The 13,310-nt window shown below is 60.7% G+C and carries 12 protein-coding genes; 1 reads left to right on the top strand and 11 read right to left on the bottom strand.

Annotated elements, in window-relative coordinates; all coding sequences use genetic code 11:
• Nucleotide 1: 1 nt before the first annotated feature.
• The 10 genes from NQ559_RS12790 to secDF form a co-directional block, all read right to left on the bottom strand.
• Nucleotides 2-895: a DUF4831 family protein gene (locus tag NQ559_RS12790; protein ID WP_018697322.1), complete on the bottom strand. Its 894-nt coding sequence runs from the start codon at nt 893-895 to the stop codon at nt 2-4.
• A 52-nt stretch (nt 896-947) separates the two neighbouring features.
• Entirely contained in the window at nt 948-1,646 is a 699-nt protein-coding gene (locus NQ559_RS12785) for a tRNA1(Val) (adenine(37)-N6)-methyltransferase (RefSeq protein ID WP_018697323.1), read from the bottom strand.
• 5 nt (nt 1,647-1,651) lie between these two features.
• A complete protein-coding gene (locus NQ559_RS12780) occupies nt 1,652-2,422 on the bottom strand; it encodes a TIGR02757 family protein (RefSeq protein WP_018697324.1) in 771 nt (256 codons plus the stop codon).
• Between the two features lie 165 nt (nt 2,423-2,587).
• A complete protein-coding gene (locus NQ559_RS12775; RefSeq protein ID WP_018697325.1) occupies nt 2,588-3,238 on the bottom strand; it encodes an ABC transporter ATP-binding protein in 651 nt (216 codons plus the stop codon).
• Entirely contained in the window at nt 3,231-3,947 is a 717-nt protein-coding gene (locus NQ559_RS12770) for a hypothetical protein (protein ID WP_018697326.1), read from the bottom strand. Before NQ559_RS12770 ends, NQ559_RS12775 begins: the two co-directional genes overlap by 8 nt.
• 6 nt (nt 3,948-3,953) lie before the next feature.
• Nucleotides 3,954-4,937 (bottom strand): hypothetical protein, encoded by a 984-nt coding sequence (locus tag NQ559_RS12765; protein WP_154654079.1) that lies wholly within the window; start codon nt 4,935-4,937, stop codon nt 3,954-3,956.
• A complete protein-coding gene (gene folP / locus NQ559_RS12760) occupies nt 4,919-5,779 on the bottom strand; it encodes a dihydropteroate synthase (RefSeq protein WP_227412520.1) in 861 nt (286 codons plus the stop codon). Before folP ends, NQ559_RS12765 begins: the two co-directional genes overlap by 19 nt.
• On the bottom strand, nt 5,766-6,350 hold the full coding sequence (gene coaE / locus NQ559_RS12755; protein ID WP_018697329.1) for a dephospho-CoA kinase: 585 nt from the start codon (nt 6,348-6,350) through the stop codon (nt 5,766-5,768). Before coaE ends, folP begins: the two co-directional genes overlap by 14 nt.
• Entirely contained in the window at nt 6,350-6,766 is a 417-nt protein-coding gene (locus tag NQ559_RS12750) for a hypothetical protein (RefSeq protein WP_022332275.1), read from the bottom strand. Before NQ559_RS12750 ends, coaE begins: the two co-directional genes overlap by 1 nt.
• Before the next feature lie 75 nt (nt 6,767-6,841).
• On the bottom strand, nt 6,842-9,868 hold the full coding sequence (gene secDF / locus NQ559_RS12745) for a protein translocase subunit SecDF (RefSeq protein WP_026318642.1): 3,027 nt from the start codon (nt 9,866-9,868) through the stop codon (nt 6,842-6,844).
• Between the two features lie 147 nt (nt 9,869-10,015).
• Between secDF and NQ559_RS12740 the strand changes: the two genes are divergently transcribed.
• Nucleotides 10,016-10,894 carry a DMT family transporter gene (locus NQ559_RS12740; RefSeq protein ID WP_018697332.1) on the top strand — a complete coding sequence of 293 codons (879 nt, stop codon included), beginning with the start codon at nt 10,016-10,018 and terminating at the stop codon, nt 10,892-10,894.
• 287 nt (nt 10,895-11,181) lie between these two features.
• On the opposite strand, the gene dnaK is transcribed toward NQ559_RS12740, so the two are convergent.
• Nucleotides 11,182-13,107 (bottom strand): molecular chaperone DnaK, encoded by a 1,926-nt coding sequence (gene dnaK, locus NQ559_RS12735; protein ID WP_026318643.1) that lies wholly within the window; start codon nt 13,105-13,107, stop codon nt 11,182-11,184.
• Nucleotides 13,108-13,310: the final 203 nt, after the last annotated feature.

The raw sequence follows: 13,310 nt of genomic DNA, 5'->3' as shown, positions 1-13,310 counted from the left end.
GCTATTTGCGGCGGGGAAGCGCGACGTTGATCGTGCGGCCGAACTCGAACAGCGGAAGCACCGCGCGGGCATACTCGCGGCCGCCGGCGATGACCGTGCAGACCGACGGGTCGGCCACGCGACAGGTCACGGTATTGGACTCCTTGGCCGAAGCCTCGACGGCGGTAGCCGTATTGCCTGAGGGTTCGATCTGCAACAGCACCATGTCACCCGAAAGGTCGCTCTCGGGGAGCAGCCCTGCGGCGGCGCTGAAACGGCAGACGATATACTGCTTCTTGTCGGATTGCGGATAGACCACATAGCGGCGGGTCTCGGTGGTGACGACACGCTTGCCCAGGAAGAGCTCCAGATAGCTCTGTTCGAGGCGTTCGATCTCGGCCAGGGCGGCTTTCAGCCCCTCGCCGAAGACATTTTCGCCCGCTTCGCCCGTGATGAGCTCGATACGGTGCCTGCGAAGCGAAAAGATCGTGTTGGCGGCTTCTCGGGCGGCGTCTTCCAACGCCAGCACCGTCATGTCGTTCTTGTCGGCCTGGAGGCGCGAAAATTCGTCCTCGGACGTGGCATGGGACATCACCGTGCGCGAAGGCTGGGCCGGGGCGGGCGCGTCGAGGCACGCCTTGGGGTCGAGCAGGGCGACCGAAGCCCCGGTAACAGCCCAGGATATCTTGTCGGTCAGCGGGGCGCGGACGCCGAGGAATTTCTGCGCATAGCGCGCATAGGGGCCGCTGAGGGTCACGTCGCGCTCGGCCGTGACGTCAACGGCCAGCACCGTGCGGGGCTGCGACACGACGATGCCGCCGGATGTTTCGTCGGCCCCTTGCAGGGCTATGTATGGGTTTTGCGCCGCGGCGCCGCCGCATACGACGAGGGCGAGCGCCAGAAGTCTGAGTTTCATGGGTTCGAATTTTTTAATCGCTAACGCAAATGTAACTTATTTTGTCGTGCTATCAAAATTTCAGGTAAAAATCGCGCGTCAGGGCACGGTATTCGGGGGTATACTGCTCGTGCACACCCGTGCCGATAACCAGCTCGGTGCGATCGGGAGCCGGGGCGGAAGACGTATGGACGAATTCGAGCAGCACCCGTTTGGCTGCGTGGCGGGGCGTCGTGCGCACGTCGGTACGACGCACCGGAAGCAACACGTCCCGGCAGATGCCGATGAAACGGGCGGCCTCGTCCGCAGGCAAGACCACGGCGAAGTGCCCCTCGTCGGAGAGCAGACGCACGACGGCGTCGCGCAGGTCGCCGAACGGCAGCCGCACGGCATGGCGGGCCGTGGTACGCCCCGCGTCGGGACAGGTGAGCGAACCGACAAAGAACGGCGGGTTGGAGACGACCAGATCGAACCGCTCCTGAGGCGCGAACTCCTGGACGGGGCATTGCACGAACGCTACCCTGCCGCCCCACGGCGAGGCATCGGCATTCTCGCGCGCCTGCGAAATGTCTTCCACGTCGACACCCGTGATCCGGGCCCCGGGGACACGTTGTGCCATCATCAGTGCAATAAGCCCTGTACCGGTACCGATGTCGAGGATGCGCCTGTCCGACGGACGCACCGAGACCCAGGCGCCCAGCAGCACGCCGTCCGTCCCAACCTTCATCGGGCAGCGATCCTGGCGTATGGCGAATTGTTTGAAGCGGAACATCGTCTCTATGCTTTGAGGTAACCGTCGATACCCGCTCCGAAGAGCGAGAAATCGTAACGCACAGGGTCGGCGGGATCGAACATGCGGAGCGAAGCGGTGGTCTGCTCGACGGCACGCCAGTCGTTCTGGCGGCGTGTGAGCAACCCCAGCGCACGGGACATATTGCCGGTATGGACGTCGAGCGGAATATAGAGCGCCGACATCGGGATGCGCGTCCACTCGCCGAAATCCACACCCCGCCCGTCGCTACGCACCATCCAGCGCAGGTACATGCAGAGCCGTTTGCAGGCGGCGCCCTTCTCGATGGACGAAAGATGTTTTTCGCAACGCGGAGCATGGTCGCAGCCGAAGAATTCGCGCCGGAATTCGGCAAAGACCGCCGGGATGCTCCGCGTCGCCTCGTAGCGGGTCTCGAAGAAACTACCGATGCCGCCGTGAAGCTCCTCCATACGACGCAGCGCCAGCACGAAGTCACGCAGGTCGCCGCCGTTGAACGTGCGGTGGGCATAGGACGAAAGCGAAGCCAACTCCTTCTCCGAGGCGTTGCGCACGAAATCCGCCGGAGCGTCGTCCATGCAGCGCATCATCCGGTGGCCGTTCGCCACGATCGCCTTGCGGTTGCCCCAGGCGATCGTGGCGGCGAAAAATCCCGCGATCTCCCGGTCGGCACGCCCCTCATAGCGGTGCGGCACCGAGATGGGGTCGCACTCGATAAACTCGGGACGGTTGTATTTGTCGTGGAGCCGTTCGAGCAGCTCCCTGAGTTCTGTATCCATAATACAACTGTATTTATGCAATGATCCGCAACCCCGGACGGCTTCGGGAACAGCCCGAAGCAGCCCCGCAACGCCGGGAAAACCGCCGGATACCGGAAGCAATGTCAGACGGCAGGGCACCCGGGGAACCCGTACGGCAACGCGAACCGCCCACCGGACGCAGCCTTACAGAATCCGGCCGTCGGACATCGTGATGCGGCGGTCGGCCATGGCGGCGAGGTGTTCGTCGTGGGTCACGATCACGATGGTCTGCCCCAGCCGGTCGCGCAGCTCGAAAAAAAGACGGTGTATCTCGTCGCGGTTGTGCGAATCGAGGTTGCCCGAGGGTTCGTCGGCCAGCAGCACGGCGGGGGAATTGATCAGGGCCCGGGCGATGGCCACGCGCTGCTGCTCGCCGCCGGAAAGCTGGCCGGGCTTATGGTCGCGGCGCCCGGCGAGACCCATCATTTCCAGCAGCTCCGCGGCGCGGCGTTCGACCTCCGCACGGGGGTGTTTGCCGATCAGCCCCGGGATGCAGACGTTCTCGAAGGCCGTGAACTCGGGCAGCAGGTGGTGGAACTGGAACACGAAACCGATGCGTCCGTTGCGGAATCGGGACAACGTCTTATCGCCCAGCGAAAAAACATCCTGACCGTCGATTTCGACCCGTCCGCCGTCGGGCCGCGAAAGCGTACCCACGATCTGCAACAGCGTGGTCTTGCCGGCGCCGCTGGCACCGACGATCGAAACGACCTCGCCCCGGGCGACGTCGAGCGAAACGCCTTTCAGCACTTCGAGGTCGCCGAAGCGCTTGTGTATATCGGTAACTTTAATCATCGGTCGGTTTTTTATCCAGTTTGTATTTCGCTTCGATCGCCCGTATCGACCGATCGACGTCCGCCAACAATCCTTCGATATATCCCTCCGGAAAATAATAGGGCGCTGTCAGCATGAATTCGGCAAAACACGGCACCGAGAAAATACATTCCCACCTCTCGTACATGTCCCCGGTATAGAAACGCTCCCGCTGTTTTTCGCTGAAGTCCTTGGACATATCGTTCTGGGCAGTGAGTTTTAACTGGTAGTACATCGAGATATTCTCCTCCAAATCGGCCAGCACGGCGTATCCCTGCGTAACGGCCAGCAGGAAGTCCTTGTCGGGCACCGAAGACATCAGGCCGGAATTCTTCAGCACCTCGAAAGCATCCCTGCGCGGATGGAAGAAATGGATCCGCCCGTAAACCGGATCGAAAGAGGCCAGCGTATCGGACGGTATCCGTTTCAGATCGCGGCGGTTGTCCGTCAAGAACTTGCAGGCGCGCATTTCCCATTGCTGATAGTCCCAGACCTGCATGAAATCCGCGCGGTTGGTTTCCAGTTCGGCATGTACCAGCAGCATCGTCGCACGCACCTCGCGCGCCACGCGCCAGCGTTCGATCAGCCCCGAGCCGGCGAACGTAACGACAATACCGATGATGACCACCGAGAGTTGCAGCGCGTATTCGCGCCATGTCCGTGCCGGAAAAGACTTGGATTTCTTTGTCATTGCCTCTTATTTCTGGACGCCCTGCCGTTCGAAACGGTATTTTTTATTTATGGAGGCGATCACATCGTCGACCGCCCGTATCATATGACCGAAATAATCGCCCCCGCCGAAAAAATAAGCGGAAGTGCCGATGAAAGCCGCACACAACGGGTCTTCAAAAATTACCTTCCACGACCCGTATGTTCCCATGGGAGCGAGCGAAAAGCCGGGAGTATTGACAAACAGGTGGTTTTGCGCATCCTGTTTCCGCCCGGAATACATAGCGACATTCTCCCGGAAATCGTTGAGCCGGTTATAGCATCCGAAAATATCCGCCAAGAACTGCTTGTCCCCCACCGCCGAAACGATATCCGAGGACTTGAGCACTTCGAGCGCCTCCTGCTGCGGCCTGTAGGACGGCAGGTAGCTCAAGAGCAGGCTGTAATGGGCCAGCGAATCGGCCGGAATGTCTTCCAGTTCGTCGTATTCCATGAACATCAGCATTCCCCGGCGGTCGTAGTCGAGGTTGCTGTAAACATCACGCAGCATTTCGCGGTTCTGTTCCAGCTCGGAAACCACCAACTGCATGACCGTTCTGACCTGTCGCTGGCTCGCCCAGCGGGAAATCAGGCCGGAACCGGCGAACGTAACGACGATACCGATAATGACCACCGATAACTGCAACGCATAGTCGCGCCATGTCCAGTTGAAAGCGGGCTTCCCGACCGCCGTCCCGGCCACCGGGCGGGAGCTCCCGGAGCGGCCGGAACTCCCGGCAGGGCGGCCTGACTGCGACCCGCCCTGCGGTTTGTCCGGCTGGACGTTGCGGCGTCCCCTCGGCGAGCGGGCCGACTGTCCGCCTTCGCGTTCGCCCTGCGGTCTGTTTTGCTGTCCGTCCTGCGGCCTTCCCCGTCGTCCGTCACGACGCCCGGCAGGTTTCCCCGCCCCGTTTTCCGACACCTTTTCCGCAGGTTTCTCCGCCGGATTCCCCGTTATTTTTTCATTTGGCATATCTCTCCGCTGTTTTGTACGTATGCATTGAAGATCCTCACCGTATCGACGGCTTCCCGCACGTCGTGCACGCGCAGGATCGCGGCGCCCTGCCGCAGGCACTCCCACCCCAGGGCTACGGTACCCGCGAGGGATTGGGCAGGGGTGGCGCCGAGCACACGGTAGATCATCGACTTGCGCGAGAGCCCCGCCAGTACGGGATAGCCCAGCGCACAGAGGCGGTGAAGCCCGGCGAGCAGTTCGTAATTCTGTTCCGTGGTCTTGGCGAAGCCGAAACCGGGGTCGAGGACGAGATGCTCGCGTGCGATCCCGGCGGCGAGCAGCGCGGCAACCCTGGCCTCGAAATAGGCGACGACCTCGGCCGTGATGTCGCGTTTGTAGTCCGTGAGCGACTGCATGGTCTTAGGGTCGCCCTTCATGTGCATGGCGATGTAGGGCACCCCGTATTTCGCAGCGACGGCAGGCATGGCGGGATCGAGTTCCCCGGCAGAAATGTCGTTGATGATCAGGGGGCCGAACCTTTCGATCGCCCGGGCAGCGACCTCGCTGCGGAACGTATCGACCGAAACGGCCATGCCGGGGGCCAGCCGCCGCACGGCCTCCACGCCCAGCTCCACGCGCCGCCACTCCTCCCCGGGGGATACTTCGTCCGCCCCGGGACGCGACGAGTAGCCGCCGACGTCGATGATCGACGCCCCTTCGGCTACGGCCTCGCGCACGCGGCGCTCGACATGCGGCGCATCGGGCATACGGCTGCCGGCGAAAAACGAGTCGGGGGTGACGTTCAGGATCGCCATCACCCGGGGCTGTGAGAAATCGAACAAGGGGTTATTTGCTGCCATGGCTGAAAATCCGGTCGAGTTTGACTACTGCTGGTTCGAGGTCTTCCTCGAAGATATTGACGACCACATAGTCCGCACGGGCGCTCAGCGCATCGTCGTCGAGCTGCGCGGCGATGCGGCGCACGACCTGATCGGCCCCGCACCCGTCGCGGCGGCAGGTGCGCTCGATGCGCAGTTCGCGCGGCGCGAGGACGGCGACCGTCTTGTCGACACAACCTTCGAGCCCTGCTTCGAACAGGATGGCGCTTTCGAGGATCACGTAGCTACCCTCCTGCCGCGCCGCCCAGGCATCGAAATCACGCATAACGACCGGATGCACCAATGCATTGAGGTCGGCCAGCGCCTGCGGATCGGCAAAGACGATGCCCGCGAGGTAAGCCCGGTCGAGCACCCCGTCACGGAAAGTCCCCTCGCCGAAGCGGCCGGCCAACTGCCGCCGCAGCACCCCATCCTCCTGCATCAGCCGTTTGGCCGCAGCGTCCGAATCGTAAACCGCAATGCCCTTCTGTGCAAAAAGGCGGCAGACAGTGCTCTTGCCGCTGCCGATGCCGCCCGTAATTCCTACTTTCATCATTCCTGTCCGTCGGGAAAATCTATCTCGGGAACCGCGTCGATAGAGGTTATCTTAATATCGCTGAATTTCACGGAAATCGCATTCTGCAACGACTGCGGGTCGATGATGATCCGCCCCTCATGCCCCTCCTCGCGCGAGCGCTTGTACTTGAGCGCCGAGAGCGGGATGCGCAGCGTCTTGTTCATGTAGACCTGGTAACCGAACAGGTTGGTACCGACCCCTTCGACGGTACACGTCACATCGAAAACCTGCCCGTCGACATCCACACGCACCTTCTGTTCGGTGGTGTAGATATAACTCAGTTTGGCGATATACCACAGGATGAACGATGCCATGAGCAGCGCCAGAAAGACCGGCGAGACATAGCGGTGCATCCACTTCAGCAAACTATCTATTGCACGTTGGAGTTCCATGACGCAAAGTTAAAAATAAAATGGACTGCACCAACCGTGCAATCCACTTTATTTGCATATTAAATAGTAGGTGTGTTACTCCTTGTCGATCTTGGCACGCTTGGCCATCAGGTCGTAAGCGACCGGCGTAGCGATGAAAATCGTAGCCACAGTACCCACGATGACGCCGACCGTCAGGGCGAAGATGAAGCCGCGGATGGTCTCGCCGCCGAAGAAGAAGATGGCGAGCAGCGTCACGAGCGTCGTACCCGAGGTGTTGATCGTACGCGACAGCGTCGAGTTGATGGCGTTGTTCACGTTATCCTTGAGGTTGCGCTTGGGATAGAGGCCCAGGTACTCGCGGATACGGTCGAAGACGACCACCGTATCGTTGATGGCATAGCCGATGATCGTAAGGATCGCGGCGATGAACGCCTGGTTCACCTCCAGGTTGAAGGGCACGAAACCGTAGAGCATCGAGAAGAGGCCGATGATGAACAGCGCGTTGACGGCCAGTGCGAGCGTGGCGCCCGATGCCCACTGCCAGCGCTTGAAGCGGAACGTGATGTAGAGGCCGATGGCGATGAGCGAGAACAACACCGAGTAGATGGCGTTCCAGGTCATGTCCTTGGCGATCGAAGGGCCGATCTTGTCGGCAGTGAGGATACCGTTGACGTCGGTCTGGGTATTACGGAACTGCTCGAAGGAGATGTCGTACGAATAGAGCGGCTTCAGGGCGTCGAAGATGATCTGCTCCACTTCGGCGGTAGCCTCGTCCGACGTGTCGTCGTAGCGGTACTGCGTCACGATGCGCATCTGGTTCTCGTTGCCGTACTGCTTCACCTCGAAGCTGATCGCCGAAGCGTCGGCACCGGCGTGCTGCGAGAACGCCTCGCCAAGGTTCTGGCGCACCTCCTCGGCCGAAACGGCCTTGTCGAAGCGGATCACATAGGCACGGCCGCCGGTGAACTCGGCACCGAGGTTCAGGCCGCGGGCCACGAACGAGATGCACGAAAGGGCGATCAGCACCACGGCGATCGTATAACCCACCTTGCGCACGCGGATGAAATCGAAATGGGTATTGTTCAGGAAGTTCTCCGACCACTTGCGCGAGAAGGAGATATGTCCCCACTTGGCGACGATCCACTCGATCAGCAGGCGCGTGATGAACACGGCGCTGAAGAACGAAGTGATGATACCGATGATAAGGGTCGTGGCGAAGCCCTGTACGGGGCCGTTACCGAAGATGAAGAGCACGATACCGGTGATGATGGTCGTCAGGTTACCGTCGATGATGGCCGAGTAGGCTTTCGAGAAACCGTCCTTGATGGCCAGCGAGAGCCCCTTGCCGCCGCGCAGCTCCTCCTTGATACGTTCGTAGATGATGACGTTGGCGTCGACGGCCATACCCATCGTCAGGACGATACCCGCGATACCCGGCAGCGTCAGCACGGCGCCGAACGACACCAGGACGCCCATCAGCAGGAAGACGTTGGTCAGCAGGGCGACGTCGGACATCCAGCCTGCGGTCTTATAGAACAGGCCCATGTAGAGCAGCACGAGGATGAAGGCGATCACGAACGAGAGCATACCCGCGTTGATCGACTCCTGACCCAGCGAGGGGCCCACGACGGTATCCTGGATGATCTTGGCCGGAGCGGGAACCTTACCCGAGTTGAGTACGTTGGCAAGGTCTTTCGCCTCCTGAATCGTGAAGTCGCCCGTGATCTGCGAGGAACCCTTGTCGATCTTGGTGTTCACGCGGGGTGCAGAATATACGTACCCATCGAGGACGATGGCGATGCATTTGCCGATGTTCTCGCCCGTCAGGCGCGCCCACTCCTGCGTACCCTCGCCGTTCATGGTCATCGACACCTCGGCCGTAGCGCCGCGCTGGGCGTACTGCTCCGTGGCGCTCGTCACGACCGACCCGTCCAGCGGAGCCTTGCCGTCGGGCGTGGAAATCTTGATGGCATAGAGGTAGTAGCGACCGTCGATCTTATCGTCGCCCTTGACACCCCACTTGAAGTCGATGTCGGCCGGGAAGAGCTCGCGCACCGCGGGGTTCGCCAGGTATTCGTTGACGGCAGCCATGTCGGCCTTATAGGCGGCACCGATGGCGGCACCACCCGCATAATTCGGGTCGAGCACGGCCAGCAGCGGGTTCTGCGTACGGTCGTAGCGGCCTGCGTCCACCTGCCCGGCAGCGGCAACGGAATCGGCGCCGATCTCGGCGATCAGGCCTGCGGCGTCGCCGGAAGCGGTCTGCTCACCGACGGCCTCGGCTTCGGCCGAAGCGGTCTCGGGCTGCGTGGCGGCGGGGAGCTCGGCCAGCTCGGCCTTGACGAGCTTATCGGCTGCTGCCAGTGCGGGAAGCACCTCGCGGGCATCGTAGGTCAGCCAGAATTCGAGCGACGCGGTACCCTGCAACAGGTCGCGCACACGCTGCGGCTCCTTCACGCCCGGCAGCTCGACCAGGATGCGGTGCGAGTTGGGCAGGCGCATGATGTTGGGCTGCGTAACGCCGAAATGATCGATACGGCTGCGCAGGACGTTGAACGAAGCGGCGATGGCGGCATCGGTTTCCTTCTTGAGGATTTTCTCGACGTCGGCATCGGAGCTTTCGAGCGTGATGTCCTTACGGTCGGGGCTGACGAAGATCGCAGCCAGCGAACCGCCGTTCGAAAGGCGCTGGTAGGCCTTCACGAAGTCGGAAATATAGTCTTTCGAGGTGCCGTCCTTCAGGGCCGCGTTGGCCTCGGCGATGGCGCCGACGAAGGCGGGATCGTTCTGGCTGTCGCCGGCGAGCGCCTTGACGACATCCTCGACCTGCACCTCCAGCATGACGTTCATACCGCCCTTGAGGTCGAGACCCAGGTTCAGTTCCTTCTCCTTGCACTCCTTGTAGGTGAATTTCTTGAACCCGAGGTTATAAACACCCAGATTCTGAACCGAATCGAGGTAATGCTGTTCGGCCTCGCCCTGCTGGTCGAGGGGGAACTGCGCGGCGTACTCCGACGCCTTCTTCTCTACGCTCCGCGTCTTGAACGTGAAGGAGAGCTGGTAAACACACGCAAGCGCCAAAAGGACTGCGAGTAATTTAATAGCACCTTTACTTTGCATTTGAGTTGAAAAATTTTGTTATTATTTGTTGTAATTATTGTCATTACGCATAATAGCACGCAAAGATAGGAAAAAAGAATTGAAAATCGGAAATAACGAATTAAGATTTGCGTCGGGAAGATAAAAAAACTGTAATTTTGAAGCCGTATGATAAAATATACGGAGTACAAGTACCACCTTGCGGCGCTCTTCAGCGTGGCGGTATGGGGAGCGACGTTCGTTTCGACGAAGGTGCTCATCGCCAATTCGCTGACCCCGGCGGAGATATTCCTGCTGCGGTTCGCCATGGCATACCTCTGCATCCTGCCCCTGTCAGGCAGGCGGTTGTGGGCATCGGGATGGCGTGACGAACTGACGCTCTCGGTGGCCGGAATCACGGGCGGCTCGCTCTATTTCCTGACCGAAAACATGGCGCTGGAATACGCCCCGGCCTCGAACGTCTCGCTGATCGTGTGCACGGCGCCCGTATGGACGGCCGTACTGCTGAGCCTGCTCTACCGCGGCGAACGGATGACGCGGCGGCAGGCCGCGGGTTCGGCGCTGGCGTTCGCAGGCATGGTACTCGTCGTCCTCAACGGCCGTTTCGTGCTCCGGCTCTCGCCCAGGGGCGACATGCTGGCATTGTCGGCGGCACTGCTGTGGATGGTCTATTCGCTGGTCATCAAACGCATCGGCGGCCGCTACCCTGCCGTATTCATCACCCGCAAGGTATTCTTCTACGGGCTGCTGACCATCCTGCCGGTATTTCTCTTCCAGCCTTTTTCGGTCACCCCCGAGGTGCTGGCACGCCCCGCCGTGTGGGGCAACCTGCTGTTCCTGGGGATCGTAGCCTCGATGCTCTGCTATGTCCTGTGGAACGCCGCGATGCACAGGCTGGGAGCCGTGCGCACGACCAACTACATCTATTTCAACCCGTTGGTGACGATCATCACGGCAGCGGCCTGCATCGGCGAGCGCATCACCCCCGCGGCACTGGCAGGCGCGGCACTGATCCTCTACGGCATGTGGCGGGCAGAACGGGGATAGGCGCGGGATCTCGCCTCAAAGGGCTATTTCCGGCAACTAACCGCGTAAACGGAATCAGGAACCCGAAAGACAGCCACACCAGCCAGGAAGAGCAGCACGGTGCAAACAGCAAACGTGGCTGGGCGGCCCATATACGCAGGGAGTTGGCAGGTATCCCAAAGATAGCGATAATAACCGGAAATCAGGATGCCGCCGGACAAAAAAAGGTGCGACCCGAAAATCCGGATCGCACCCTTGGGAATTTATATGAAAGCCTTGCGGCTGAAGTGTCCCGAACACTTCGAGTATTACTTCACCTCCTCGAACTCGACGTCCTCAGGCTGAGAGCTGTCGCCGCCATTCGACGCGCCGCCGGCATTGGCCTGCGACTGCGACTGGCCGGCATCGGCCCCGGGCTGTGCGCCCTGCGCCTGCTGCTGTGCGTAGATGTCCTGCGATGCAGCCTGCCATGCGGCGTTCAGCTCGGCGATGGCCGTGTCGATAGCCGCCACGTCGGCGTTCTTGTGCGCCTCCTTCAGCTTGGCCAGCGCACCCTCGATCGCGGACTTCTTGTCGGCGGGGAGCTTGTCGCCATACTCTTTGAGCTGCTTCTCCGTGGCAAAGATGTTCGAGTCGGCGGCGTTGATCTTGTCGATACGCTCCTTCTCCTCCTTGTCCTTGGCCTCGTTGGCCTTGGCCTCATCGCGCATACGCTGGATTTCCTGCTCGGTAAGGCCCGAAGAAGCCTCGATACGGATCTTCTGCTCCTTGCCCGTGCCCTTGTCCTTGGCCGAGACGTTCAGAATACCGTTGGCGTCGATATCGAACGTCACCTCGATCTGCGGCACACCGCGCGGAGCGGCAGGAATGCCGTCCAGGTGGAAGCGGCCGATCGACTTGTTGTCGCGGGCCAGCGGACGTTCGCCCTGGCAGACGTTGATCTCGACCGAAGGCTGGTTATCGGCAGCCGTGGAGAAGGTCTCCGACTTGCGGGTCGGGATCGTGGTGTTGGCGTCGATGAGCTTGGTCATCACACCGCCCAGGGTCTCGATACCCAGCGACAGCGGCGTAACGTCGAGCAGCAGCACGTCCTTCACCTCGCCCGTGAGCACACCGCCCTGGATAGCGGCGCCTACGGCCACCACTTCGTCGGGGTTCACGCTCTTGTTGGGCGTGCGGCCGAAGAACTCTTCGACGATCTTCTGGATCGCGGGGATACGGGTCGAACCGCCAACGAGGATCACCTCGTTGATCTGCGAAGCGTCGAGGCCCGCGTCGCGCAAAGCGAGTTTGCAAGGCTCGATGGTCTTGCGGATCAGGTGGTCGCACAGCTGCTCGAACTTGGCACGCGTGAGCGACATAACGAGGTGCTGCGGAATGCCGTTGACGGGCATGATGTACGGCAGGTTGATCTCCGTGGAGGTCGAGGACGAAAGTTCGATCTTCGCCTTCTCGGCAGCTTCCTTCAGACGCTGCAAGGCCATCGGATCCTGGCGCAGGTCGATCTGGTGCTCGGCCTTGAACGCCTCGGCCATGTAGTCGATCAGCACGTGGTCGAAGTCGTCGCCGCCCAGATGGGTATCGCCGTTGGTCGACTTCACTTCGAAGACGCCGTCGCCCAGCTCGAGAATCGAAATATCGAACGTACCGCCGCCGAGGTCATACACGGCGATCTTCATATCGCTGCTCTTCTTGTCCATACCGTAGGCCAGTGCGGCTGCGGTAGGCTCGTTGATGATACGGCGCACCTTCAGCCCGGCGATTTCGCCAGCCTCCTTCGTAGCCTGGCGCTGCGAGTCGGAGAAATAGGCGGGAACCGTGATGACAGCCTCTGTAACCTCCTGTCCGAGGTAGTCTTCGGCCGTCTTCTTCATCTTCTGCAGGATGATGGCCGAAATCTCCTGCGGCGTATACTGGCGGCCGTCGATATCGACGCGCGGGGTGTTGTTGTCACCCTTGACGATCGGATAGGGGGCACGCTCTATATCGGCCGTAACCTGATCGTAGCGCTCGCCCATGAAACGCTTGATCGAAAAGACCGTACGTTTGGGGTTGGTGATGGCCTGACGCTTAGCCGGGTCACCCACCTTGCGCTCGCCGTCCGCCGTGAAAGCCACCACAGACGGGGTCGTGCGGTGTCCCTCGGAGTTGGGAATAACCACGGGCTCATTGCCCTCCATCACTGCTACGCAGGAGTTCGTAGTACCTAAGTCAATACCAATAATCTTTGCCATAATCGTATATAAGTTTAATGTTATTTTTTACGTTGCCTTGTGCCCCGCCCCTTCGCCCTGCGGTTCCGGCTGCCGGTCACGCCCGTAGATCGAACAAAGGTTGTACCAAACGGCAATCCCTGCCAAATTGTCAGCATAATGGCAGAATTCCCCCGTACGACCGTCCCGGCAGCTCCGGCCCAGGTGTTATTTTGGCAGAAAGG

This window comes from Alistipes onderdonkii (genome assembly GCF_025145285.1).
GTDB classification, from domain to species: Bacteria; Bacteroidota; Bacteroidia; order Bacteroidales; family Rikenellaceae; genus Alistipes; species Alistipes onderdonkii.
The sequence above is the reverse complement of the archived record's forward strand: the minus strand, read 5'-3'. Positions and strand labels throughout refer to the sequence as shown.

Bases quoted from the DNA above. Each gene is read 5' to 3' on its own strand.
- NQ559_RS12790 (WP_018697322.1), bottom strand. From the start codon at position 895: ATGAAACTCAGACTTCTGGCGCTCGCCCTCGTCGTATGCGGCGGCGCC.
- NQ559_RS12785 (WP_018697323.1), bottom strand. From the start codon at position 1,646: ATGTTCCGCTTCAAACAATTCGCCATACGCCAGGATCGCTGCCCGATG.
- NQ559_RS12780 (WP_018697324.1), bottom strand. From the start codon at position 2,422: ATGGATACAGAACTCAGGGAGCTGCTCGAACGGCTCCACGACAAATAC.
- NQ559_RS12775 (WP_018697325.1), bottom strand. From the start codon at position 3,238: ATGATTAAAGTTACCGATATACACAAGCGCTTCGGCGACCTCGAAGTG.
- NQ559_RS12770 (WP_018697326.1), bottom strand. From the start codon at position 3,947: ATGACAAAGAAATCCAAGTCTTTTCCGGCACGGACATGGCGCGAATAC.
- NQ559_RS12765 (WP_154654079.1), bottom strand. From the start codon at position 4,937: ATGCCAAATGAAAAAATAACGGGGAATCCGGCGGAGAAACCTGCGGAA.
- folP (WP_227412520.1), bottom strand. From the start codon at position 5,779: ATGGCAGCAAATAACCCCTTGTTCGATTTCTCACAGCCCCGGGTGATG.
- coaE (WP_018697329.1), bottom strand. From the start codon at position 6,350: ATGAAAGTAGGAATTACGGGCGGCATCGGCAGCGGCAAGAGCACTGTC.
- NQ559_RS12750 (WP_022332275.1), bottom strand. From the start codon at position 6,766: ATGGAACTCCAACGTGCAATAGATAGTTTGCTGAAGTGGATGCACCGC.
- secDF (WP_026318642.1), bottom strand. From the start codon at position 9,868: ATGCAAAGTAAAGGTGCTATTAAATTACTCGCAGTCCTTTTGGCGCTT.
- NQ559_RS12740 (WP_018697332.1), top strand. From the start codon at position 10,016: ATGATAAAATATACGGAGTACAAGTACCACCTTGCGGCGCTCTTCAGC.
- dnaK (WP_026318643.1), bottom strand. From the start codon at position 13,107: ATGGCAAAGATTATTGGTATTGACTTAGGTACTACGAACTCCTGCGTA.